General features: G+C 42.9%; 24 protein-coding genes and 2 pseudogenes. 14 read left to right on the top strand and 12 right to left on the bottom strand.

Annotated elements, in window-relative coordinates; genetic code table 11:
- Nucleotides 1-683: 683 nt before the first annotated feature.
- Entirely contained in the window at nt 684-1,376 is a 693-nt protein-coding gene (locus tag LYNGBM3L_RS03905; RefSeq protein ID WP_008179335.1) for an FAD-dependent oxidoreductase, read from the bottom strand.
- A gap of 194 nt (nt 1,377-1,570) precedes the next feature.
- Here LYNGBM3L_RS03905 and LYNGBM3L_RS03910 point away from each other — a divergent pair, with 194 nt between their 5' ends.
- The gene (locus LYNGBM3L_RS03910) at nt 1,571-2,746 is read left to right on the top strand and encodes an RNA-guided endonuclease InsQ/TnpB family protein (RefSeq protein ID WP_008179337.1); all 1,176 of its coding nucleotides are present in this window, start codon (nt 1,571-1,573) and stop codon (nt 2,744-2,746) included.
- Nucleotides 2,747-3,224: 478 nt separating this feature from the next.
- Here LYNGBM3L_RS03910 and LYNGBM3L_RS03915 read toward each other — a convergent pair whose 3' ends face one another.
- Nucleotides 3,225-3,860 (bottom strand): class I SAM-dependent methyltransferase, encoded by a 636-nt coding sequence (locus LYNGBM3L_RS03915; protein ID WP_008179339.1) that lies wholly within the window; start codon nt 3,858-3,860, stop codon nt 3,225-3,227.
- A 45-nt stretch (nt 3,861-3,905) separates the two neighbouring features.
- Nucleotides 3,906-4,232 (bottom strand): IS1 family transposase, encoded by a 327-nt coding sequence (locus LYNGBM3L_RS03920; protein ID WP_008179341.1) that lies wholly within the window; start codon nt 4,230-4,232, stop codon nt 3,906-3,908.
- A 575-nt stretch (nt 4,233-4,807) separates the two neighbouring features.
- Between LYNGBM3L_RS03920 and LYNGBM3L_RS46950 the strand changes: the two genes are divergently transcribed.
- Nucleotides 4,808-5,188 carry a hypothetical protein gene (locus LYNGBM3L_RS46950; protein ID WP_229414286.1) on the top strand — a complete coding sequence of 127 codons (381 nt, stop codon included), beginning with the start codon at nt 4,808-4,810 and terminating at the stop codon, nt 5,186-5,188.
- 2 nt (nt 5,189-5,190) lie between these two features.
- Here LYNGBM3L_RS46950 and LYNGBM3L_RS03925 read toward each other — a convergent pair whose 3' ends face one another.
- The 6 genes from LYNGBM3L_RS03925 to yidD all read right to left on the bottom strand — a co-directional run bounded on the left by LYNGBM3L_RS03925 (nt 5,191) and on the right by yidD (nt 10,097).
- A complete protein-coding gene (locus LYNGBM3L_RS03925; protein WP_008179343.1) occupies nt 5,191-6,732 on the bottom strand; it encodes a site-2 protease family protein in 1,542 nt (513 codons plus the stop codon).
- A gap of 2 nt (nt 6,733-6,734) precedes the next feature.
- Nucleotides 6,735-7,673, bottom strand: coding sequence for an N-acetylmuramic acid 6-phosphate etherase (gene murQ, locus LYNGBM3L_RS03930; RefSeq protein WP_008179345.1), 939 nt, complete (start codon nt 7,671-7,673; stop codon nt 6,735-6,737).
- A gap of 86 nt (nt 7,674-7,759) precedes the next feature.
- A complete protein-coding gene (locus LYNGBM3L_RS39605) occupies nt 7,760-7,966 on the bottom strand; it encodes a hypothetical protein (protein ID WP_131826930.1) in 207 nt (68 codons plus the stop codon).
- A gap of 25 nt (nt 7,967-7,991) precedes the next feature.
- Nucleotides 7,992-8,390 (bottom strand): DUF3110 domain-containing protein, encoded by a 399-nt coding sequence (locus tag LYNGBM3L_RS03935; protein ID WP_044492183.1) that lies wholly within the window; start codon nt 8,388-8,390, stop codon nt 7,992-7,994.
- 282 nt (nt 8,391-8,672) lie between these two features.
- Entirely contained in the window at nt 8,673-9,383 is a 711-nt protein-coding gene (locus LYNGBM3L_RS03940) for a M15 family metallopeptidase (RefSeq protein WP_008179350.1), read from the bottom strand.
- Between the two features lie 402 nt (nt 9,384-9,785).
- Nucleotides 9,786-10,097, bottom strand: a complete 312-nt coding sequence (yidD, locus tag LYNGBM3L_RS03945; RefSeq protein ID WP_008179352.1) for a membrane protein insertion efficiency factor YidD — start codon at nt 10,095-10,097, stop codon at nt 9,786-9,788.
- Between the two features lie 62 nt (nt 10,098-10,159).
- Here yidD and LYNGBM3L_RS03950 point away from each other — a divergent pair, with 62 nt between their 5' ends.
- Together LYNGBM3L_RS03950 and LYNGBM3L_RS03955 are read left to right on the top strand one after the other, a co-directional pair.
- Nucleotides 10,160-10,867, top strand: coding sequence for a diacylglycerol/polyprenol kinase family protein (locus LYNGBM3L_RS03950; RefSeq protein WP_008179354.1), 708 nt, complete (start codon nt 10,160-10,162; stop codon nt 10,865-10,867).
- 97 nt (nt 10,868-10,964) lie between these two features.
- Nucleotides 10,965-11,612 carry a glutathione S-transferase family protein gene (locus tag LYNGBM3L_RS03955; RefSeq protein WP_008179356.1) on the top strand — a complete coding sequence of 216 codons (648 nt, stop codon included), beginning with the start codon at nt 10,965-10,967 and terminating at the stop codon, nt 11,610-11,612.
- Nucleotides 11,613-12,166: 554 nt separating this feature from the next.
- Here the strand turns inward: LYNGBM3L_RS03955 and LYNGBM3L_RS45415 are convergent.
- Entirely contained in the window at nt 12,167-12,316 is a 150-nt protein-coding gene (locus tag LYNGBM3L_RS45415; protein ID WP_008179358.1) for a hypothetical protein, read from the bottom strand.
- Between the two features lie 371 nt (nt 12,317-12,687).
- Between LYNGBM3L_RS45415 and LYNGBM3L_RS03960 the strand changes: the two genes are divergently transcribed.
- Entirely contained in the window at nt 12,688-14,040 is a 1,353-nt protein-coding gene (locus LYNGBM3L_RS03960) for a nicotinate phosphoribosyltransferase (protein WP_008179360.1), read from the top strand.
- A 46-nt stretch (nt 14,041-14,086) separates the two neighbouring features.
- Here LYNGBM3L_RS03960 and LYNGBM3L_RS03965 read toward each other — a convergent pair whose 3' ends face one another.
- Nucleotides 14,087-16,339 (bottom strand): ABC transporter substrate-binding protein, encoded by a 2,253-nt coding sequence (locus tag LYNGBM3L_RS03965; RefSeq protein ID WP_008179362.1) that lies wholly within the window; start codon nt 16,337-16,339, stop codon nt 14,087-14,089.
- Nucleotides 16,340-16,685: 346 nt separating this feature from the next.
- On the opposite strand from LYNGBM3L_RS03965, the gene LYNGBM3L_RS42740 reads away from it, so the two are divergent.
- Entirely contained in the window at nt 16,686-16,856 is a 171-nt protein-coding gene (locus LYNGBM3L_RS42740; RefSeq protein ID WP_154659666.1) for a hypothetical protein, read from the top strand.
- A gap of 318 nt (nt 16,857-17,174) precedes the next feature.
- Here LYNGBM3L_RS42740 and LYNGBM3L_RS42745 read toward each other — a convergent pair whose 3' ends face one another.
- Complete coding sequence (locus LYNGBM3L_RS42745) at nt 17,175-17,393, bottom strand: hypothetical protein (RefSeq protein ID WP_008179364.1); 219 nt, start codon at nt 17,391-17,393, stop codon at nt 17,175-17,177.
- A gap of 536 nt (nt 17,394-17,929) precedes the next feature.
- Here LYNGBM3L_RS42745 and LYNGBM3L_RS03975 point away from each other — a divergent pair.
- From LYNGBM3L_RS03975 to LYNGBM3L_RS03995, 8 genes and pseudogenes are all read left to right on the top strand, one after another.
- Nucleotides 17,930-19,507 carry a mechanosensitive ion channel family protein gene (locus LYNGBM3L_RS03975; RefSeq protein ID WP_008179367.1) on the top strand — a complete coding sequence of 526 codons (1,578 nt, stop codon included), beginning with the start codon at nt 17,930-17,932 and terminating at the stop codon, nt 19,505-19,507.
- Between the two features lie 31 nt (nt 19,508-19,538).
- Nucleotides 19,539-19,703 (top strand): hypothetical protein, encoded by a 165-nt coding sequence (locus tag LYNGBM3L_RS42750; RefSeq protein ID WP_154659667.1) that lies wholly within the window; start codon nt 19,539-19,541, stop codon nt 19,701-19,703.
- A 586-nt stretch (nt 19,704-20,289) separates the two neighbouring features.
- Nucleotides 20,290-20,856: a nicotinate-nucleotide adenylyltransferase gene (locus tag LYNGBM3L_RS03980; RefSeq protein ID WP_008179371.1), complete on the top strand. Its 567-nt coding sequence runs from the start codon at nt 20,290-20,292 to the stop codon at nt 20,854-20,856.
- Nucleotides 20,853-21,701: pseudogene (locus LYNGBM3L_RS49295) on the top strand (NUDIX hydrolase). The gene LYNGBM3L_RS03980 and the pseudogene LYNGBM3L_RS49295 overlap by 4 nt, the downstream one beginning before the upstream one ends.
- Before the next feature lie 22 nt (nt 21,702-21,723).
- Nucleotides 21,724-22,089 carry a response regulator gene (locus LYNGBM3L_RS03990; RefSeq protein WP_008179375.1) on the top strand — a complete coding sequence of 122 codons (366 nt, stop codon included), beginning with the start codon at nt 21,724-21,726 and terminating at the stop codon, nt 22,087-22,089.
- Between the two features lie 284 nt (nt 22,090-22,373).
- Complete coding sequence (locus tag LYNGBM3L_RS48355) at nt 22,374-22,505, top strand: hypothetical protein (protein ID WP_267871982.1); 132 nt, start codon at nt 22,374-22,376, stop codon at nt 22,503-22,505.
- Complete coding sequence (locus LYNGBM3L_RS42755; RefSeq protein WP_154659668.1) at nt 22,495-22,731, top strand: hypothetical protein; 237 nt, start codon at nt 22,495-22,497, stop codon at nt 22,729-22,731. Before LYNGBM3L_RS48355 ends, LYNGBM3L_RS42755 begins: the two co-directional genes overlap by 11 nt.
- Before the next feature lie 634 nt (nt 22,732-23,365).
- Nucleotides 23,366-24,434, top strand: a pseudogene (locus LYNGBM3L_RS03995) (IS4 family transposase).
- Nucleotides 24,435-24,761: the final 327 nt, after the last annotated feature.

Here is a 24,761-nt window from a genome sequence, read left to right on the forward strand (position 1 = left end):
ATAGTGAAATCTTTTTTGTTAATTTCCTGAGTTGATATAAAAATCGTAATTGTTCTTTACAAAATTCCTTTTTTTGATGTAATTATCTAGATACATTGTCATTCATAACATTAAGATGATTTATATGTCAATATATGTCAAGTTTTCTCTTGCTCTTGATAGGCTTTAACTACAGCCTTAATAGTATCATGATTTTCCTTTCTTTCAATTATTTCTCTTGTAACTTTAACAGATTGGTGTAACCTATAAGCATAAGATTTTCTTAACTTTATAAAGTTTTGTTGAATTAAGTAACAAAAACACCTTAGCCCACCGCTACCGGGAGGGAGCATGTCATTTTTGCTGGGGGGGCGACATGAATGGCTATAAAGCTGACAGAACAAGCGCGGGTTGACTGACAAAACTAATCAACCACTTACTGGTAGGTTTGTATTCTGAATTCCAGTCGATAGTCGTTTATCCTGAAGGGGTGACATGGAAGCTAGAATGTAACCATAATAAGCGACCTAGCTCTTATACCTCGTAAATAATACTCCAGTTTATTGGGATTTAAGCTCATTAACTCCTTCACCAAATCCCAAAACGACTCCATAAAACTCACCCAAGTTTGACCATATAAGCTGACAGGGCGCTTGTCGCCCCGTCAGGAAAACGGCTGTAAGATTTACTTAATCAAAAGTCTCTCAAACCAGCACTAATAAAGACTCAAAATTCTTCAATTTCTTAGCTTCATTATTATTAGCATATCCATAGACGCGAGGAAGTTGCTTAGTGCTTAAAAGTACTTTTCTGACCTCAGAGTTGGATACATTACTTAGGTTTCTGCCAGAAAGAAGAGCAGTAATGGCAGCTATCCCCAATGCCTGACCAACACCAGCATTGAATTCCACAATTCTACCAGCGGATGAAGCAAACCCTTGAAAACCAGAACCAGGACTAACAACGGTTAAATTAGGAACTGTCTTAATTTGGGCATGCTGGATGCCAATGTTGAAAATTGGCTTACTAAAACTTACACTTTTTATCCCGTTCTCAGAGGCTCTGTTACCAAGACCTTCGATACCACCGCGCACATCAAAATGATAGCCAAAGGTTCCCAAAGCAGACCAATTCGGTGTGCCACCTAAGAGCATTTGGGAGCCATAGAGAGGGTCTACTACACCAGTAATATTGCCTGCATGGCGGATATAAAGTTCAGATGCTGGCTTAACGGCTTTCGCTCCGATACCCTTTAGCCAAGTTTCCACGAAATTCATCTCTTCGAGAATCTTAGCAGAGGGTTTAGCACCTGCTTTAGCAAATTCCTCTGCTTCACTGCCATTGACCTTACACAGGAGGGCATTCCAGGAAAGCCTACCCCCTGGAAGAATTGCCACATTGCCTTCATCTGTTCGCCTTCCTGGAGACTCCCGCTATAATCGCGAGATTTAGCGGTGAGAGGAAAGGTCAGAAGTTCCCTTAGAATAGTGGTTTGTTCGCGAACAAACCACTATTCTAAGGTTTCGTCTCCGGAAGGACAGAGTTTGAATTTTGTCTTGAAAGTTCACATTTAATATCTTACAATGTGAATATGACTGAAAAAGCTTACCGTTACCGTTTTTACCCAACCTCTGAACAGGAGAACCTGTTGAGAAGAACTTTAGGCTGTGTAAGGCTGGTTTACAACAAAGCCTTAGACGCTAGAACCAAAGGATGGTACGAAAACCAAAAACGGATTAGTTACAAAGAAACTTCCTCAATGTTGACAGGATGGAAAAAACAGGATGACTTATTTTTCTTAAATGAAGTTAGCTGTGTACCACTTCAACAGGGATTGAGACATCTTCAAACCGCTTTTACTAATTTCTTTGCAGGTCGAACAAAATATCCGAACTTCAAGAAAAAACGTAACGGTGGTAGTGCAGAATTGACAAAATCGGCATTTAAATGGAAAGACAATCAAATTTATCTGGCTAAATGCAAAGAACCTTTACCTATTCGTTGGAGTCGTCAATTACCTAAAAACTGCAATCCAAGTACCGTTACGGTCAGCTTAGATCCATGCGAACGGTGGCATATCTCAATTAGATTCAATGACTATAGAGACTTGAGCTTGCCTCCAAAGGATAAACAAATTGGTTTTGACTTGGGGATTACCAGTTTAATCACGACCAGTAACGGCGACAAAATTCCTAATCCCAAGCATTTTAAAAAACTAAAGAAAAAATTAGCTAAATACCAAAAAGCTTTGTCACGAAAACAAAAAGGTTCTAACAATCGTTACAAGGCAAGATTAAAGGTAGCTAAGATACACGCAAAAATCAAGGATGCTAGAAGAGATTTTACTCACAAGCTAACCACTCAACTGGTCAAAGAAAACCAATTGATTGTGTTCGAGGATTTAGCGGTGAAAAATATGGTGAAAAATTACAAACTAGCTCAGGTAATCAGTGATGCTAACTGGGGTGAAATAATCCGTCAGGTCAAATATAAATCAGAATGGTACAACCGTAAAGCTATTTCCATTGACAGATGGTTTCCCAGTACTAAGTTGTGTTCTGTATGCCTTAATCGTGTGGAATCTTTGCCTCTGAGTATCCGGGAATGGGATTGCCCATCTTGTAACGCTCACCATGATCGCGATATTAATGCATCAATTAATATCTTGGCGGCAGGGCTTGCCGTGTCAGTCTGTGGAGCGACTGTAAGACCTGAAGAGAGTAAGTCTCGGAAGGCTAGTGCTAAGAAGCAGAAACCTAAGTCGTGAGTCTTAGGAATCCCTCGTTATAATCTTTGATTTAACGAGGGAGGATGTCAACACCAAATCCAATCACATCGTAAGAACGTTCTTGATTACTGGCCATCTTTCCCTCACCCCAATTCCTGAACAACTTGATGAACTGATAATTCTAGTGTTCTATAGCTGTCGGATATTGACAGTACCCTTCGGGGTACTATTGATTTTCACTATTTATTCAAATTAACTTCTTGGTGGTGGGAATCGAGAAGAGTGATTTTTCGGAATTTTCCTACATTCTCGATCAGGGCTACTAGGGGGAGAGTGGGAGGGTGCATCTCATATTTGTAAAAAAGAAGGGGAAGTGTGGGAAGTGTGGGGAGTGTAGGAATTTTCGCGGGAATTTTTGCCTAATTGCAAAAGCAAGGGATGCGCCGACCTGAGGGGGTTTCCCCCACTCGCGCTTTGCCTCAAGACAGTGAGATGCACCACGGTAATCTTAGCCTGCTCAGTACTTATTTGCTACAACGAGATAGCTACCATAGATTGACATCAACGGAAAATGCCAACCTAAATACTGGGATACCCTACCTGATCCATATAATTTAACTCCTGAGAATCCATGCATTTGCAATCTCAATCGCAGAACTTCTGGAAAATGCTGAGTTAAATGGCTGACACCGTAAACTGACATTCCAATGATTTTATTTTTTATGTAATTAGGATTGGGAGTGGTAAGCAACAGCCTTCCGCCAATCTTCAACACTCTTTGGAATTCACATAATGTTTTATCTACATCGGCAGGATACAGGTGTTCAAGAAACTCACCAGCAGTAATCACATCAAAAAATCGATCTTCCATAGGTATGTCTGTTGAAAGACCATAGACTTTTTGTGAATAGCACTCAGGCAAAACATCTAATCTTTCTTGTACACAATCAAGACCAAATAATGTCAGGTTCGGGTTCAACTCCTTAAAACGTAATCCACCTCTACCCGTATTGCAACCTACATCAAGAATCTTTACAGCTCCTTTCTGAAAAAAACTGAAGAATTGTTCGTACCTTTTCAAAGTAAAAGGGTCGTGTTCTGAACGATTTTGTTGAACATTCTGAACTTCGTACTTCTTATGCAGATTGACCATGTTTGCTTCTCCAATTCAACATAGACATGACTAAACTCCAAAGCGTTACTGAATTACGGGATGAATCAGGGATAGACAGGTATTTGCCTCGGTGGCACCGGCACCTCCGGCTAACTTCAGGTAATGCACTAACAGTCCTATCGAATGCTTCAGCATTTCTACTGACTTCGAGTAACACAAAGTCTTGGGATGTAGCCGAGCCAGATCGTGCCTCAATCGAGTGAAATCACCCGAACCTCGGGTCATATACAACTTGTTGACGATATCTGGTCTCCATCCGGGATGTAGTTGGGATACACCTTGAAACCATCTGTAACATACAACAAACACTGCCACAAACGCTTCGTACGCCCACACCAGTTCAAAGGTCATTGTACTACGGTCTCCGATTCCCTAAGCTAGAATACCAGGTTCCAACTGGTTGACGGCTGTCGGGACCAGAACCTGGTTTTTTTAGACCCTACTATGGGCTTGCAACTCCGAAAAGTTCCCCCAGTTCTGGAGTATAGTTTGGGTCATATAGCGCTACGCGCAAGTCAGAAGTTAGAAGTCAGAAGTCAAAAGTAAGCTATGAATAAGTTTCGGAGTTTAGGAGCGATGCAGAGGTGCGACCCGTGGCGAATTTAATTCGCCAACGGAAAGCGCACCTAAGCGGTCTTGGGGGTTTCCCCCACTCGCTATTGCATCAAGACAATGTCAAACATCTGAATGCGTAGTGCTATAAGCATCCGGAAGCAGCCCACCCACCTGCACGGGCCGAGGTGATGATGGTTGTATGATGAAACCCATTGACCATTTTTGAATTTGGGTAAGCATTCAGCCGTTCGCGTAGCTTGCGCCTATGTGCAATGCGCAATGCGCAAACGGGAGAATTTAATAGTTCGATATTAATCAGAATTGAAAGTCTGGGGAAAAGCCCTTGGCCTAGCGGATTGGCTGATAGCTGAATGCTTACACTTCAACTTAACAACCTTGGCCAAAGGCCACGCGCTTCGCAGCAAAGCGGGACGAAGTCCATCGCGTTCAACTTAACAACCTTGGCCAAAGGCCACGTGATCGCGTTCAACTTTCAACCGTTCAACCTTCAACCGTTCAACCGTTCAACCGTTCAACCTTCAACCGTTCAACCTTCAACCGTTCAACCTTCAACCGTTCAACCTTCAACCGTTCAACCTTCAACCGTTCAACCTTCAACCGTTCAACCTTCAACCGTTCAACCTTCAACCGTTCAACCGTTCAACCTTCAACCTTCAACCGTTCAACCTTCAACCTTCAACCTTCAACCTTGGCCTAAAGGCCACGCTACGCGAACAATCTTCAACCCTTGAAATTAGCCCCCAATTCCCAGCCTTCCTGCCAAAGCGGGATTAATGGGAATCAGAGTTGCGACCATTAAAAACAACGCCAATAACCCCCACAATGCTCGAGTATCATCGAGTTCGGTAATTTCATTGAGGCTAGGACGCTCCAAACCCCGCTGCAAGAACAAAATCAAGATTCCCCAGTACAAAATTATGGGATTGGCTGGATTGATTAAGGCCAAAATCCCCAAAATCACTAAGGTGGCAATGGTAGTAAGTCGAGCAGTTTTGCGTCCGTAGATAGCTTGGACAATTCGCCCACCATCTAGTTGTCCTGCGGGCATTAGGTTCAAGGCTGTTATGGTTAAACCTAGCCAACCGACAATGGTGAGAGGGTGAACATCCACTAAAGACTCTTGGATAGCACTACCAAGCACTAACTTTGCCAGCCCTCCGACTAAAATTGACCCTTGGAAGAATTCCACTGGCACCTGAAAAGCACTGCCTTGATGAGAAAGGACTAATCCTGAAATCAGCATCACTAGAGACACTACACCACCTACGGCTGGTCCGGCTATGGAAATATCAAATAATACTTTTCGATTGGGTAATAGGGATTCGAAGCGAACCATAGCACCAAATGAGCCGATTTGCAAGCTGGGAAGGAAAAAGGGTAGGCTGAGGCGAACGTCGTGAGCTTTGGCTTGCCACCAGTGACCGAGTTCATGGGTAATGAGAACTATCCAAATTCCGATGGTAATCGGTAAGGCTTCCCGAAACCGTTCAGGTTCACTGAATAAATCAAAGTCAAGCAGTAACCCAGATACTTCTAAAGTGGTGAAAAATGTCGCAATTACCAGGACAAGGGCTAATATTTTTTGCGGAACTGTAGTGGTTCGTGGGTCATTGGTACTGGGCAAGATAATGACAACTGGTTTCCCTTCTGGATTATCGACTAAAAATAGCCGATAGCGATCGCTTAATTTTTCCTCTAGATTAGCTGACAAACGAGAATGTACCAATTCGGCATCGTTTCCCCGCAGATTGCCTGTAAAAATTGCCCCTTCCTGATATTTTATAGTTTCCGTAGCAAAGAACGTATCAATCCCAAAAATCCCTTTAATAACTTGTAGGTCTTCATCAGGAATTGTAGCTACTCCGATCCTGGTGGTATTCGGACCCTCGGATACGGCAGTTAAATTTTTGTAAGCTGCAGTATCTTGCTCCTCAGACTTTTGGGCATCCTTGCTTTGTTGTTGCTCCTCGAACAGTTTGGTGGCACGCTCCCGCCAAACTTCATCTTGACCTGCTGCACGTAAGAGCCTGCCCAAGTAGATGTATAGGCCGGTGGAAGCGACTAGCAGAAATAGGATCCCAACGATATTCAGGTAAATTCCCATGCTGACTAAGCCAAAGAATAATAGCCAGGGCAGTGTCAAGACTACTGACTGCAACCAGGCTAAAATTCCTAGCTTGCCGTAAGAACGAGCGCGGTTATAGCCCCAACCTAGAACACCGAGGGCTACGAGTATGATCACCAAAGTGACAGTAGTCTCTGATCCGTTAAACATTATCAATTCAATTTTGATGGAGTACTAGTTTGTTTCCAACTTTGGAGAGCGGCCCTGAGATCACTTTGGTTTTGCTCTAGGAAGCTGGCTCCCTCTAGCTGGTCTAATCCTGTCCAGTACATTAGTAGCGCTAGTTTTACCTGCCTGCCACTGCGCTCTAGTAAGTGAGCGCAGTCTTCTCGGCTGAGGTTGGTCAGGTCTTTGAGGATGCGCAGGGCTCGGTCATGAAGTTTCTTGTTGGTCACTGCCACATCTACCATGCGATTGCCGTAGACTTTGCCAAGCTTTACCATCGCTCCTGTAGAAAGGATGTTCAAGGCCATTTTAGTGACAGTACCGGCTTTGAGGCGAGTAGAGCCAGCTAGGACTTCCGGACCAACTAGCAGCCGAATATCAATATCAGCATCAATACTGACCTGTTCAGGGGGGACACAAGCGATCGCAATCGTGGTTGCGCCCCGCCCTCGTGCCTCTTGGAGTGCGCCGTGGACAAAGGGTGTGGTCCCACCTGCGGTAATGCCTACCACCACATCTAGGTCATGTACCCGGCGATGGGCGATCGCTTTTGCACCATCTTCCTGTCGGTCTTCCAAATCTTCAGAACTCCGCACCAACGCCCCTGCTCCTCCAGCAATGATCCCTTGGACTAGGTCTGGGGGTGTACAAAAGGTGGGGGGACATTCGGCAGCATCGAGGACTCCCAAGCGTCCACTGGTACCAGCTCCCACGTAGAAGAGGCATCCTCCTTGACGCAATGCCTTTGCAGTGCAGTCAATGGCTTGAGCTAGCTCGCTACGAGCTGCTGCGATCGCATCTAGGGTTTTGGTATCCTCTTGATTAAATAGATCGACTAACTCTAGGGATGTCAGCTGGTCAAGGTTCTGACTATTGGGATTAATCTGTTCGGTCAGTAGATGTCCCCGTTGTTCTAAATTTTGCATTATATTATTTAGTCATTGGTTGAAGGTTGAAGGTTGAAGGTTATTTGGTTGAAGGTTATTTGGTTTAAGGGTTTAAGGTTGTTCGCTTAGCGTGGCCTTTTGGGCAAGGTTGTTCGCCTTTGGCGTTCCCTTAGGGTAGTTTGTTTGCCTAGGGTGGCCTTTTGGCCAAGGTTATTTGCCTTTGGCGTTCGGTGAAGGATAGGTTGTTTAGTTGTTTGGTTGTTCGCCTTTGGCGTTCGGTGAAGGATAGGTTGTTTGGTTGTTTGGTTGACGGCTGAAGGTGGACGGTTCAAATGTATTCCTCAAATTTTTATCAGCTTACAATAAATTTTCCAACTGACGGCGAATGCGGTCTAGATCTGATATTTCTGATTCTTCGGTTTTCTTGAGGTCAGGTTCTTCGGTTTTCTTGAGGTCAGGTTGCCAATCCGTCTTTTCTAGATTTGTTTCCGGTGGCATGGCCAACATTCCTTCACTAACCAACTCCGACTCATAACCAGCCGATTGGCAAAACTCCTCAATCTCTTCTAGATCGATAGCTTCCACGGTGGGTGTTGGGAAATCCTGAGCTTCGAGCAATAAAGCAAAGCGGGTAGCATCGTCTTCTTTTTCAAACATCAATACCGTTTGCTTATCGCCAATTTGGATAGTGTGAATTCCCTCGTTTTCTGTCCGGGCATTAAATAAAAGGACGTATACTTGCTTAGGTGCCATCATAAATCTTATATAACCTTAAGTAATCGTTATTTTTTAATTGTTTTTATAGGATATCTGATACCATTTTGCTTTAATGCCAGGGAGAGATAGCAGGAGGGCCAAGACAGGCAAGAGGGGCAATAAAAAATGGTCTATTTGTAGCATTCTTTGAGCTACTTGATTAATAATTCCACTACAATGCCACTGCTAAACCATCTTAGCAGCAACTGAGCTATCACCACGCTCCCCATTTAGCACGCTCCCCACTTAGGACTGACCCACTCTCCGACTCAGTCTCAGGACTCAACAGGCTCCGCACTCAACACCACCATATCGTGCCATCAAGGTATTGGTTGAATCTTCTTGATTGCGCAGCCAAGCCCACATTTGGTCTCCGAGGCAAAAATGCCACCACTCTCTAGGATGACACCGGAACCCAGCCGAGTACATTAAATTTTTTAACAGCTGTCGATTGTAGTGATAAGGCAAGTCTTGCTGATTGGCGTAATAATCGGGATGGGAGCGTGGTGAGACTTCATCAATCTCAGAGCCCATATCAATGGTTTCACCGGTGGCATCCACCAGGGTAATATCTAAGGCAGCACCTGTACTGTGAGGGGGTGGAGTCATGGGGTTAGAGCTGGGTACTGCCCAAAATTGATAGACTTGTTCCCAAATCGCTTGCTGTTGTTGTTCCGATAGGATGCTTGGGTTGAGTTGTTGTGCCTGAGCTACTTGGGCAAAAGTATGGTCAACCATGAATTGTTGGACTTCCACCGGTCGATAGCCATCAAAAATCTGGATGCGCCAACCTGGATGCTGCTGTTGGAGTTGGCTTTGAGCCACAAAGAGTGCTTCTATCACACTCTCGCGCAGATAATAAGGGGAAGCCTTACCATAAGGTGCCCCCAGTTTTTGGTAGGGGTGAGGGTTACGAGCGGCAAATTGTGCTAAGGGAATGGGGATGAGGGGTTCTCCACACTCTACAATTGGGATTTGCTGATAAGGTTTCATAGTTGCAGTTCTCAATTGCTTGAGGTAATTACTAGCAGTTGGTTGCGAGGGAGTCGGGAGTAGGGAGTAGGGAGTAGGGAGTAGGGAGTAGGGAGTAGGGAGTAGGGAGTAGGGAAGTCGGAAGTGGTAAAAATTCTGTTTACCTCATTACTCTCATTACTATGAGAACCGCTATAGTTTTTCTTTTGGGCATTTTTGGAGTTATCAAAAAGCGTTGATCAGCGCGAAGCATATCTTTTGGCAAAATTAGAAAATATTTAAAGTCTTTTAACGGTCACATTTTTAACACCTAAAAAACTCAACCTAAAACCAACTTTTGCCTTTTGCCTTTTGCCTCTTGCCTTTTGCCTCTTGCATGATTTAACTACTTTTTTACCATACTCAAACCACAAGAGCCACTAATTATTCCCTGTTCCCTGTTCCCTGTTCCCTGTTCCCTGTTTCCTGTTCCCTGTTCCGAAGTTCAACACTTCTAGATTTATCCCTATTACCATTAGGATAAACGTCAGGCACGGGATCATAACCCCCTGGATAGAGAGGATGACACCGTAGAATACGCCGAATTCCTAGCCAACCACCCCGACAGACACCAAACCGCTCAATCGCTTGGATAGCATACTGGGAACAGGTTGGGCGAAAGCGACAGACTGGAGGAAATAGGGGCGAAATAAAAGCTCGATAGCCTCGAATTAGCCAAATCAGTAAAAGTTTCATGTAATGGTCACCCCATCTAATACAGTAATAAATAGGTCTTAAAGTATGCTGCCATCAGATCCTTGTTTAATTCTGTAACCTGGATAGAATCAATCCCAACCCTATGGCTGCAAATTGCACTGATTGCTGTCGGTCTCGGTGCGATTGTGCTGCTGGCGGAAACACTACATCAGCGCACCGCCAGGGATTCAGAAATTACCCGTAAAATTGTTCACATTGGCACCGGTAACGTTATTTTAGTGGCTTGGTGGCTACAAATACCTGCCTGGGTAGGTATCTTGGCATCAGTTATCGCTGGTGCGATCGCTCTTTTGTCCTATTACATTCCTATTTTGCCTGGTATTAACAGCGTTGGGCGCAAAAGCCTAGGCACTTTCTTCTATGCTGTCAGTATTGGTGTCGTGATTGCCTGGTTTTGGCCCTTACAACAATTCCAGTATGCCGCTATTGGTATTTTAGTGATGGCATGGGGGGATGGATTGGCAGGACTGATTGGTCAGAAATTTGGCCAACATCCCTATCAGGCTTGGGGGATGCAAAAAAGCTGGGAAGGGTCTGGAACCATGGCTGTCACTAGCTATGTCGTCAGTAGCCTGATCCTTTTCGCTGTTCAAGGTAATGTCTGGGAAACCTGGTTGATGTCAATTGCGATCGCATTTTTTGCCACACTATTAGAAGCCTTCTCCAAGTTCGGGATTGATAATCTCACAGTTCCTATCGGTAGTGCAGCACTAGGGTTCTTTTTAAGTCAAATCCTCAGCTTGGGTTGAAGGGTTCTTGAAATAGCTCAAGTTATGAGCTTGTGCTTGAAAGTAGATATTAAACTAAGAATCAATCAAACGTTGATAGTAAGGGAGAGTTGAGTCAATGTTACAGTTTTACAATAATCCTATGTCCAACAATGCCCGACGGGTATGGATTGCTTTATTAGAAAAACAGATTGACTTTGAGCCTGTTGAAATAAAATTAGATGGAGATCAATTTACGCCAGAATTTATTGAAATCAATCCCTTTCATCACATCCCAGTCCTAATCGATGATGGATTTAAAGTGATAGAATCCTTAGCCATCTTAGATTATTTAGAAGCTAAATATCCAACTCCTGCTCTGATGCCTACTGACCCCCAAGCTATTGCTACAGTGAGGATGATACAACTGGTCAATGTCAATGAGCTTGCTCCTGCTATCGTAACCTTTATGCGCCATAACTTGGAGATTGAAGTAGAAGCAAAAAAATTAGAACAAGCTCAAAAACAAGTTGCCACAGTGATGAAATTTTATAGCGAAAAATTGGGCGATAAAAACTACTTTGTAGAAGGGCAATTTACGTTAGCCGATATTGTCGCCGGTTTGTCAGTATATTTTCTCAGCAAGATCGGCGTTTCTTTAGCAGACTATCCCTCAGTGCAAAATTGGCAAACAGCTTTACAGGAACGGGAAAGTTGGCAGCAAGTTCAACCAACACCAGAAGAGTTTGAAATGTTTAAAGCAAAAGTGAAAGCAATTTTGTCGTAAGCATTCAGCGGTCAGTGGTCAGCCGTCAGCCGTTAGCCGTCAGCCATCAGTGGTCAGCGGTCAGTGGTCAGCTTATTTTATTCAAAGGTGCGCTTTCCGCATCTAATTATTAAATTCGCCACGGGTCGCACCTAAAAGCACCGATTGCGCTACTTGAGGTGCTGCGCGAACAGTAGCCTGGCCATTTCCGTAGCGTGGCCAATGGCTGATAGCTGATAGCTGATCGCTGATCGCTGATAGCTGATCGCTGATAGCTGATAGCTGAATGCTTACATTTTGTCAAGGTAAACCACTAGAAAATTGGCAACCGCTGAGTTAATGGGAGTAGGGAGTAGGGAGTTATGAGGTAAGCATTCAGCCGTCAGCTATCAGCTATCAGCTAATGCGCTACGGCCAAGCTACTGCATCACAGTGTTCGCTTCCAGCTTAAATCATCCCACCAATAGGCAACCCCACAACACCCTTAAGGGCGCACGGCGTGCGCCCCTAAGGGTGTTTTGTATTCCAGCAAGAACCGCTATAACCCAGGGTTCATATTATAGCTAAAATCGAATTTACCAAGATGCCTCTTTCTGCTCAAAGGGGTCACCGCTAAAGGGTTGAACACCAATAGCAGGATAAATGTCATCATTAGGACCAAAAATCCTAGCTACTGCTTCAGAAAGATATTGAATACTGCTTTCCAATAGTTTGTAAAAAGCCATAAAATTGCTCTCCTGAATTAGTTGAGTTAGAGTTGAAAACAGCAGTGGCTATAATTAGCGCGAACCTTTCCCTTTTCTGGTGGTTCGTGAGTACTGCCATGCTGTCATCAAATTGCTGTTCTCAAATTATTGAGTCTTAACTGTGAGTACAGACTGAAAGACGTTTCTGTCTGGTGTACTTTATCTTATCGAGGATTATCGATTCAGTGCCAGGATTAGTAATATTTGTTTGGTAATATTTGCAATACTTTTCTCAAGCTTGACTAATCACTAAGATTTGTTTGGTAATTTTGAGAGGATTGTTAAAAAATCTGTACCTATTTAAAGTTCCTTTACCTTATGTTAAACATTACTCCTTAAACAGTACTATTATGAACCCTAAAGACCAGGAATTAATACCTACAGCTGAGGACTATAGCTTATTAACTGACCTGTATCAGCTGACCATGACAGCCTGTTATAGCGGTGAAGGCTTAGCCCAAAAACCAGCTTCCTTTGAACTATTTGCGCGACGTTTACCTAATGGCTTTGGTTACTTGATTGCTATGGGACTCGCTCAGGTACTGGACTACCTGGAACAGTTTCGCTTTAGTCCCCAGGCACTGGACGCATTAAAAGAGACAGGCATTTTTCAGGGAGCACCGGAACAGTTTTGGTCACTCTTAGCAGAAGCAAGCTTCACCGGTGATGTCTGGGCAGTGCCCGAGGGAACAGCAATATTTGCTAATGAACCGTTTTTGCGGGTGGATGCTCCTCTGTGGCAAGCACAGATAGTAGAAACTTACCTACTCAATACAATTAACTATCAGACCTTGATTGCCACTAAGGCAGCACGGCTAAGAGATGTGGCGGGGGCCGAGGCTACCTTACTAGAGTTTGGCACTCGACGGGCCTTTAGTCCTCAGGCATCCCTGTGGGCAGCACGAGCAGCTATAGCAGCTGGATTGGATGGCACATCTAATGTATTAGCAGCCCTGAAATTAGGATGTCAGCCTCAAGGAACCATGGCTCATGCTTTGGTGATGGCGATCACAGCAGTATCTGGAAGTGAGCAGGATGCCTTTACGGCCTTTTATCGCTATTTTCCCAATGCTCCCTTATTAATAGATACCTACGATACTGTAGCAGCCGCTAAGAGTCTGGCTCAACGAATCGCAGCTGGGGAAATCCAAGTGACTGGAGTACGTTTGGATTCTGGGGATTTAGTCACCTTGTCCCAAAAAGTGCGATCGCATTTACCCAATGTCTCAATTTTTGCCAGTGGGGATTTAGACGAGTATGAAATAGCCAGACTCAAACAGGCTGGTGCTTGTATCGACGGTTATGGACTCGGAACTCGGCTAGTCACTGGAAACCCAGTCAATGGAGTCTACAAATTAGTAGAAATTGATGGCATTCCCACCATGAAACAGTCCAGTAGCAAAATCACCTATCCAGGGCGCAAGCAAATCTATCGCCAATTTCACCAAGATACAGTTATCAAAGACCGGCTAGGATTGATGAGTGAATCCTGCCAAGATCATGAGCAACCTCTGCTGGAACAAGTCATCAAACAAGGTCAACGACTCAAGCTGCCAGAATCCTTAGACGTGATACAAAAACGCACAGCTGCTTCTGTTGCCAGTCTTGCCACCTCAACGCGACAACTTCATCAGCCCACCCCACTACCTGTAGAAATTTCTGATGCCCTACAACAGCTCACCATAGCTACCTCCAAAAGGTAAAAGGCAAATGTTAAATTTCAAATCACAATTAACAATTAACAAATTGCTACAAATACCGCCAGCACAGAAGAGACGTGTAAACTACCAAAATTACTGGAAACGCCACTCTTCCAAACTCCATTAATTTGCTAATCTTGATTTTACCAGACTGAAACCCCTCACTATTCCCAATCACCACCATCAACAACTGTAAGCCATTGAGTACGTAAACGATAAAAAAGGCATAGTCGAGAGCCACTACATAGCCAACCCCCTCCGGTAGTCCTTCTATCAAGCTCAAATGGTAAAATACAATCGCTAGTAGCAAGCCACTTACTGCTTCTACGGACATGTGATCGAAAGGGAGAAACATGAACAGGTATCCCACCACCACAAAAAACAGTAGAGGCAATAGATTCTTGATACTGAAACTGACTAAATCCCGCTTGATTTTAATAACCACATTGAATCGGGAATATTCGATATCTGAATCTGTGTCGATAAATCGTCGATTGCCCAAAGTGGAATCGTTAATCACCGTATCCTGGAAAAAGGTAGCATTCTCAACACTCCAATCGGTAATCTTCTCAAACACTTTAGCTCTCTCCCAATTTTTGAGAACTTCTTCTGTAGTGGTATCTCGCATTCCCACGAAGTCCACTACATAAATTAGCTTGTCCCGAGTTAGGTTAATATGTCGAAATCTCGCTGATAGAGTCTGATGGTCAAACGGGTAATCATGAAAATCAAACTTTTCATGAAAATCGCCTTTAACCCGGTATACTTTATAATTTATATCATCGTTTAAATCTGTATCTATCGGTTCCTTTAAGGTCAATTTTTCTCCTGAATCTAGCCGCTCAATGCCATAATTTGTGAACTCGATTTGGTCTGCAGTAATATCGCCTTGGTACCTAAACCAAATGTAAAAATCCACCAAATAGGAGGACGTTTTTTCATCTATGTGACTAATCTCATTGATATCCATCCCGGTGTAAACGATATGGGTTTTTACCATATAGTTATTACCAACCTTTACAATTTCACCACTGTCGAGCTGTTCTTGCAGATTAGCAACAGCCCGTAAGTCCGGTATTATTTGCAGCTGGCTAAACGCTGAAATAAAATTTCTTCTATCAAAAATACCCACAAAAACTGGTGCTACTGCATTGCCGTAATAGTCAAAATAAATATTTCTGGTTGCCCCCTTGAACGCCGTTTCCTGGCTATTAATAGTTGCTAAGCTCTCTTTGAGCATCAAACGGTTTTTGGGTAAATCGTCCCAGGTAAGATCAGAGCGCTTAATTGCCTCAACAATGGCTTTTGCCGCATCATAATAGCAAGTCGCCACCCATCCCGGCGCTTGTTTGTACTTCTTTTCAAATTCGTTTCTGAACTGTTGACCCCCATCATCAGAAATGTCAAAAATAATCGGAGCAATGGCATAAATTCCATTGGTAAAGAAGCCTGGTTCATCCATCTCCTCTGGGGAGTCTTCAAACCGTTGCCCCAGGGATATTTCGGCTAAGGAGTCACCGCCAAAAATGGGGAAATTCATCCCAGAACTCCTCATTTTTGCAATTAATCCAGCCACTTGATTGCGATTCGCTGTCATCACAATCACTCCTGGGTCTTTCCCGCTATTGTTTAAAGCCAATAAATCTTGATAAATCGTTTCTATGGCTTGGTCTATATCATCCCCTAATACCCACTTACTTACTACTTCTCCCCCTAACTCCCGAAACGTCTCTTCAACAGTCTTCCCTAAGGTCAAGCCATAAGTGCTGGGGCTGTAAACTAGGCTAATCTTGGAAGATCCCAGAATCTTTTGGATATAATTGGCGATAAAAGTACCCTGAGCACTGTTAGAAAAAATGGTGCGAAAATACCAAGTGTTCGATTGGGTGACCGCATCAGCAGTAGCTGAGCCGGTCACCGCAGGAATCTTATGGTCTTGATAAACTTTGCCAGCAGCCGTAGATACCCCACTACTGTAATGACCAATCACTGCGATCGCATTTGATTGAGCAATCTTCTGAGCAACCTGGCGTGCCACATCCGGATTGCCTTGGTCATCATAAACCTCTAGCTTCAACTTTTTGCCCTTAACACCGCCAGCCTTGTTAACTTGGTTAATGTAAAGTTCAGCACCGTCTACCATTGCTCTGCCTGAGCGTTGTGCTGATTCACTAGCATTGCTTAACGGAGCTGCGATCGCAATGGTTATCCTATCTTTATATCCCTCGAAGCTATCAATTGCTACAACTGTACCGAAGGCAAGCAGTACGATAGATACTAATACGATGGCTTTTTTTAGCATATATCACCTGATCAGTTGAATGGTCACAGATTACAGGTTACAGGTTACAGGTTACAGGTTGAAAGTTACAGGTTACAGCTTGAACGCGATCGCGTGGCCGAAAGGCCAAGGTTACAGGTTGAAGGTTACAGGTTGAAAGTTACAGGTTGAAAGTTACAGGTTGAAAGTTACAGGTTACAGGTTTAACGTTACAAGTTACAGGTTTAACGTTATAATGTGCATATTTAACTTTAAAGTTTATATTTGACAGGTTTAACGTTACAGGTGGCCAGTTATACATCCGGCTTTCAGTTCTTAAGCCTCTAATCTTCAACCATCAAACCTTCAAACTATCAAACCATCGACCTTGGCCTTTCGGCCACGCGATCGCGTTCAACCATCAAGCTTGGCCTTTCGGCCACGCGATCGGGTTCAACCTTCAACCTTCAAGCTTCAACCTTGGCCTTTCGGCCACGCGATCGCGTTCAACCATCAAGCTTGGCCTTTCGGCCACGCGATCGCGTTCAAGCTGACCTGACTTCGTGACTGGGCAATCATGCCCTTGCTGCTTTGGGAAGATTAAGCGCTTCTAAAAACCACGAATTAGAACTGTCAATAACATCATTTAAAACAGGATAAAAGCTGGTTAACAATGACCAATGACCAATGATTAATAGACTGAAGTCTAGCCAATTGAACGTTTTTCCAATCAACCCTGCCTAAAAAAAACAAAACATACCTTAGGACTTTTAGGCTAAAATAGTTGGCAATTTTATCAATACTTTTTTAATTTAATTATCTTTCTTCACTCTCTTATATCTATTACTTATTTTTAAAATAGCGGTTATCCTATTCATCAGGTAGACAGGATTTTTTCCCGATTCCCGATTCCCGATTCCCGATTCCCGATTCCCGATTCCCGATTCCCGATTCCCGATTCCCGATTCCCGATTCCCGATTCCCGATTCCCGATTCCCGATTCCCGATTCCCGATTCCCGATTCCCGATTCCCGATTCCCGATTCCCGATTCCCGATTCCCGATTCCCGATTCCCGATTCCCTGTAATAGCACCATAGCAATTGCTTTAGGTAATACCCTCAGGGTGATGACCGTGACTTCCGTGCTATAAGTTGGATAAACTAATAGCTCGTAACCATTCAGCGCTCAGCCCCTCAGCAGTCAGCTTTGGAAGGGTTAAGTTCTATTGCTCTGATCTGAATGTGAGCTTTTCCAGGCTTAGATACCTGTCTAATTGTCTCATTAAATAAAAAAATACACTAAAAAATACACCATTAAAACTTTTACGCAAAGATTATGAAGCATAATTAAAAACAGGGATAAATAATGAAGAAAATGTGAAGAAAATGTTAAATTAAGCTGAAGTGATGATCTGATCTTAAGTTGTGATCAAATGGCGCAGATCGACCTAGGCGTTTCCTGTCCATGGAATACTGTCAAGAAAAACGTTTTGAAACTTTCATGAACTTATGGCTATGAGGCGGTGGATGAACCTTCCTGTAGTGGTATCAATTTAATTGTAGTTAAGAATATAATTTATATTTAATGAGTAAAGTATTGTATTATACTGAAAGGTTGAGCTGATTTGTTAAGTGAACAACATAATTATTATCTTGGCTGAAGTCAGCCTGGTCATCGTAGTTTTCTGTCTAGTCAACTGGCTGGTGAGTAGACTATTCAAGCAACTGATCAGGGTTGCTTGGTTCCAAAAGGTGAACAGCAATGCTAGAAACCTCCGCCGGAACCTCCAGGCGCTGATCGTTATCTGTTGTATAGCGCTATGCCTTGTAATTGTTGGTGGCAACAGTTGGCTGATCTATCGGGGGAAAGACCTCAAGGAATACACACTCGGGTTAGTCAGTAATATTCCCAAAGGATTCTGGATAACCCTTGGCACTGGGTTAGGCAAATGCATCTGCCTTCTGATGCTAGTTGCCTTCGCCATAAAACCCTTGCAGCGTTTGCTCAACTATGGCTGTGTTCGGGCAAAGAAACTAGAACAAATCACTGCTAGTGATGAAAGCATTGAGGATTTCTTTAGTTACTTAACCAAAATCCTCACCAGTGGACTCTGGCTGCTTTCCCTAATCTGGTGTAGCCAGTTTCTGAAAGTGCCAGAATCCACAGCTAAGTATCTGTACGTTCTTCTGAACATCTATCTGATTATTGGAATCGGGTTGCTCATTCTGAGATCCATTGTGGTCATTATCGATAGCATAGACACCCTGACTGTTCAATACTCTAGCCCTGAGAATATCCTGCGATTCTATAGCAATCTCAGGCATCTGATTCCTTTCTTTAAGCGGTGCCTAGAATATATAATCTATGTTAGCATTGCCACCCTGGTGGTTGAGCAGATAGAGATAATTGCTAACTTAGCCACCTATGGATCGAAAGCTGTCAAAATTATCGGTATCATCTTCCTGAGTCGCGGCTTGATCGTGATCGCCAATTTGTTCCTCCAAGAAGCACTGCTGAGGTACCCGAAGCTGACTGATGTGCAGCGAAAGAAGCGGTTAACGATTATTCCCGTACTAGAGAGTTTACTGAAGTACTTGATTTACTTTGGTTCGGGTATATTGATCCTCGATACCATAGAAATTGACGCCACCCCAATCCTAGCGGGTGCTGGCATTGTGGGGCTAGCAGTGGGTCTTGGGGCGCAGAATCTAATTAACGATATGGTTAGTGGATTCTTTATCCTCTTTGAAAACTACTACCTGGTAGGTGACTATATCCAGACAGGGGAAGCGGAGGGGATTGTGGAGGCGATTGAACTGAGAACCACCCGTATTCGACACGTCAATGGTCAAATGTATATTATTCGGAACGGGGATATTGGCTCAATTACCAACTACTCCAAGGATTATATCTATGCTGTAGTGGAAGTTGGCATAGAATATGATGCTGACCTCGATCAGGTGTACAGGGTGATTGAAAAGGTGGGACACCAGTTAAAAGAAAAGTATTCGGAGGTACTTGAACCGACCAAGGTGGATGGAATCGAGGACTTTGGGGATTTTGATCTGTCCATACGAACCATTACCAAAGTTAAACCAGGAAAGCACCACCAGATCAAGCTAGTGCTTCGTAAAATGATTAAGGATTTCTTTGACCAGGAGGGAATTGAATTAAACGCTCAGGATCCGGTGTTTATTTTGAAACAATAGGCTTGAAACAAGCTTAGCCTAGGCAATGGAGGTGAGATCGCACCAGTTGATTGGCCTTGGCCTTTGGGCCACGCTACGCGAATGGCCACGCTACAGTATCGGGCGGTTGAAACTCCCACACTTTGAGGGGCGTTGCACTTTTAGAGAGATTATTGGTGGTGGGATGAAAGAGATAGAACAGTGGGAAGAAAGGTAAGTAAGCTGTAAAACATCTACATCAAGCATATTATATTGATCGCATCTACATATTGGTCGCATCTACATTTAATTGATTTATAAATTGAATCGGCAAGGGGAGAAGATTGTATAGTTTTTCCCGCTTATTCAAAAATAGACAAATTAAATAGGCGACAGCTTAGTAAGGTGGGTTAATAACGCACCTTACTCAAGGGAGTTCCTGGATAAGTCCTGATCAGTTGGAGTTCTCAGTAAATCCTATTTGATTTGTCGGATTTCTCAGGCTATATCCATTGTACCAACTGTCATGCCCCCTAGTTTAAGGACTTTTGTCAATCAACTAGGGGGCTCTCACCATTGGTCTCAGGGCTGAAGCAAATAAGCTATATATAGCGTGTAGCAGTTGAAGCGTTCGCTTAATTGCGGGACGCGCATCCATCCCATTCTGTTTCCTTTGAGTGTACCCTAAGCCGTGGCGCGTTTAAATTTTAGAATTCTGAAGCTAAAACCCAAGCCTAGGCTTAGATCGCTTTTCACGCACTAGATACTGAAGAGCAAACCTAATCTCAAACCCCTTTGAGCTTTTAACTAACTTTTAACTAACTATGGTCAATATAGCCCTGTTTGGTACCAGTGCAGATCCCCCAACTTGTGCTCATCAATCCATTCTCCAGTGGCTATCCCATCACTATGACCAAGTGGTGGTTTGGGCGTCAGATAATCCATTCAAGTCTCATCAGACTACCCTAGAACAACGTTCCCACATGCTCAAGTTACTGATTGAGGAGATTGACCCGTATCAAAATCCGATCCGTGTCAGCCCCGACTTGAGTAGCTCTAGAACCTTGGAAACCATAGCACTAGCTAAACAGCGCTGGGGATTACAGGCAAACATGACTCTGGTGATTGGTGCTGATTTAGTCCGTCAGATGCCCCGTTGGTATCAAATTGAACAATTGTTAAAACAAGTACAGTTGCTGGTGATACCTCGTTCAGGATATGGAGTAGATCAGGCTAGTTTAGAAAAGTTGAAGCATCTAGGAGCACAATTAGCGATCGCTGATATTACGGTACCATCAGTTTCCTCTACAGCGTATCGTGAGAATGGTGATACAAAAGCACTGACTCCTCTGGTTAAGGACTATATCCATCAAGAGCAGTTGTACCAATGACCCAAAGCAGCACCAAACAGGTCAAACTACCAGCTCTAGCCAACGTCCAGGTCGGGGTTGATCCTGTGATTTTTTCCCTCAATACCCAACAAAGCCGCCTTTTGGTACTCCAAGAGGAAGCCTTCCTCGGTAAATCGAGTTTACCAGGAACCTTGGTGTCGGACGGAGAATCATTAGACAATGCTGGGGATTGGCCTTGGCCTTTCGGCCACGCTACGCGAATGGCCACGCTACGCGATTGGCCTTGGCCTTTCGGCCACGCTACGCGAATGGCCACGCTATGCGATCGGATTTGGGCAGAGAAAATTGGAGTTAACAACCTGAACCTAGAGCAACTGTACACTTTCGGAGAACTAGGTCGTTATCAACCAAAATTGGTTAGAGTCGAGGTTACCTATAACCACCACTATGCCATGGGTTACCTATCCGTCAGTTACTTTGCCCTAGTGGGACTAGAAGAAGCTAAATTCAACACAGATCATGTCAGTGGTATTACCTGGTATTCCATCGAGCATGTGCCGCAGCTCGCCTTTGAGCATAATCCAATTTTGGACTATGGTTATCGGCATTTGCGCAACAAATTGGCAGACAATCCTGTCGCCTTTGACCTGTTCCGAGATGTATTTACCCTCAATAATATCTATACTATTTATCAACTGTACACCACAGTTTTTTTTGAAAACGTCTCGGATTATTACAATTTTAGCCCTCGTCTTTTAAAGCTATTATTCCTGGCGGATACTAGTTTAAGAGTATCTCATGGAGCAGGTCGTCCCTGAAATTTGTACCGCTTTGATGCGGAGGCATATGGTCGTTTAAAGGATAAACCGTTGGTATTTATGTAGCAATGAAAAAACATCTGTAATTGTGGTTCAGAAAATCCTATTTATTGAGGATGACGATTTCAATCGAGAAGTTATCACTGAATACCTTCAGTTGCAAGGGTATGACGTTTGCGCTTTACCCCATGGGTTAACCATTAAACGAGACCTCGCCGACTTTCAACCTGACTTGATTCTGCTGGATCTCAAATTACCAGAAGTTGATGGCTTTACCTTGATCGAAAAACTCAAGAAATCCCAATGGGCAACAATCCCTATAGTTATCCTTTCTGCCTACTCCTTCCCAGCAGACAAAAAGCGAGCTCTCAGACTAGGAGCTCGTCGTTATCTAGTCAAACCAGCGCTTCTCAGAGAAATAGAACAAGCCATAGAGGAAGAAATAACCAATTGATATCCAGTCCGCTTTTTTTGTCATTTGTCTTGAGAGCCACAAGGCTGAGCCGCCTGCAAAACACTCTTGTGGTATACAATACCGATGGTACCGGAGATGATATGAGTTTGAAGTCTTAGGCAGGACTTACGCAAAACTCGGCCACAAAGGTGCTTCCACAAAAGCGCTTGGTTAGTTAATAACGCACCCTACAGATAGGGTTGTTGCGTAAGTCCTGTTAGGGAAATCATTGACCCCTTTGGGGAATTCAAAATTCAAAATTAAAAATTAAAAATCTAGAAGCGATGCAGCGCGGTCTTGGGGAGGCAGCGCGGTCTTGGGGAGGCAGCGCGGTCTTGGGGGTTTCCCCCACTCGCTATTGCCGTGGTCTCCCCCGGAGACGAAACCTGATTACGTTGAGCCTTTATGGTTGGTAGGTTATGCAAAAAAGGGTTAAAACTTGAGGCGCGACCCCGTAATTTAATTCTTCAAGCGGAAAGCGCGCCTCCATTGATTAAGGCGAGCCTGTCTTACGGTAACTATCGCCAAAGGCGACGCTTGGCCGTAGGCCACGCCAAAGGCGAACGCGAACAAACCACTCGCTATTGCCGTGGTTTCCCCCACTCGCTATTGCATCAAGACATTGAACAAATTTTGAATTAATTAATTCCGGGTACAAGCCCCCCGGGGAATTAAAAATTAAAAATTAAAAATTAAAAATCTAGAATTGTCCGAATCATTTTGAATTAATAATTTTGAACTTTGAATTGGAGCGTTCGCGCAGCGTGACCTACGGTCAAGCGACTTGACATTTATTGTCCATCAGTCATGGAATTAGTTTTTTTTGATTCTGCTGTAAGATAAATTACTCAAGGATTTGGCTCAGGTTCTCTATAGACCGTCCCATCTTAGCAATTTTTTATTCTGTCTGAGACAGTCCGAGAACTGCATTTTGAAGTTGGTTAGCTAGACTTTGAATCTCTTCTCGATAACGGTTTTATAGTTCTTCCACGTTCATGATTTATTAATGATAACTTAATCTACACTATCAAGGATTAGGTTTGCGTTAGGGTTTACGTTCGAGTTTACGTTTATGTTTACTTTCGTTGCCACCTGATTATTATTTATTAGTTTAAAACATCTAAACAACGGTAAAAAAAATAAAAAAAATCGACATTTATACCCCTAAATACTTATCAATATTAGCAGAAATGTTGAATGATAGTTAAAAAACTAGACAAATAGCCTCTAATTTGATAAAATAGAGGCCAAATAAAAATATAATAATGTTGCTTAAATGATATCAAATTTTCCACAAATCATCAAAAAACACCTAGGAAAACTACCTACTGATGATTATCCAGTCCTCAATACTTTCCTGTCTTGATGCAGTCGCTCATGGGGGAAACCCCCAAGACCGCGCTGCATCGCTATTTGTATCAACCTGGTTAGAATTTGTATTAGACCAAAGTCAAACTAGTATGAGGAGTTTATTTAAGCGTTTGAATGTACGTGGCATAGATGTAGACATATCGACTTTCTCTAAGGCGAGCAAAGTGAGAAATCCAATGTTGTTTTATAATTTGTTAATTCAATTAAGAAAAGCTCTACATAAAAGCCCAAAAGTAGGGAAGAATAAATTAGCATTATTTCCGATTGATTCGACCATAGTAACATTAACAAGCAAGCTTTTATGGAGCCAAGGCTTTAATCAAGTAAAATTATTCAGTGGCTTAAATTTATTAACAGCAGAGCCAGGAGGAATAATGATTCATTTTGGTCAAGGTCATGATAGTAAATATGGGGATAACACAATAGAATCAACTCCAGAAAACGGAGTTGGCGTAATGGATAGAGGATTTGCGAGCTTGGAGAGGATAAAAAATCTAAAGACCAAATATAATCGTTATTTTGTATTAAGAATTAATCAGAACTTTCAGCTAGAAATGTTATCAAATGGGCAGGTTCTAATCGGAACCGGAAAAGATCAAATAGAAGCTAGAGTAGTCAACTTTTGTGACCTCGAAACTAAAACTGAATTTAGACTAGTGACTAACCTACCAGAAACAGGTGAATCAGAAATAAGTAATGAAGATATTGGAGATTTTTATCGTTGGCGCTGGCAAATAGAGTTATTCTGGAAATTTTTGAAGATGCATCTAAAACTCGACAGATTAATCACAAAAAATATCAATGGAATTGAGATACAAATATATAGCTGTCTAATTGGTTATGTTTTATTACAATTAGTGGTGATTCCAAAATGTTTCGGTAAAAAAACATTAGATAAACTACGATATTTACAAGCTTTTATGTGTGAAAATATTAGCTATGTACATTGGTTTGATAAGATGGTGTTCTCGTGAACCTATCTGGCGTGTTATAGGTGTAGTGTATCTAATTTTAGGTACATAACTCTTGGAATTCAACATTTATGCAATATTAGTAATTTATGATATCATAAATTACTAATATTGATAGCAAGTTTTTTAGTTGATTTGCCAATAAGTTTATCAACTAATTAAGAAGTAAAAATATCAACAAAAAATGCTAATTATAAGCAAGTTTTTGGTTTGATAAAAAAACCGGATTGGTCAAGACGATATAAACTGTATATTTTGTCATTTAATTACTAACCAAACCCAGATTACTAAAGATTGTGTGAAGTAGATGGCCTAAACTATAAAAAACAA

The organism is Moorena producens 3L (assembly GCF_000211815.1).
Classification (GTDB): domain Bacteria; phylum Cyanobacteriota; class Cyanobacteriia; order Cyanobacteriales; family Coleofasciculaceae; genus Moorena; species Moorena producens.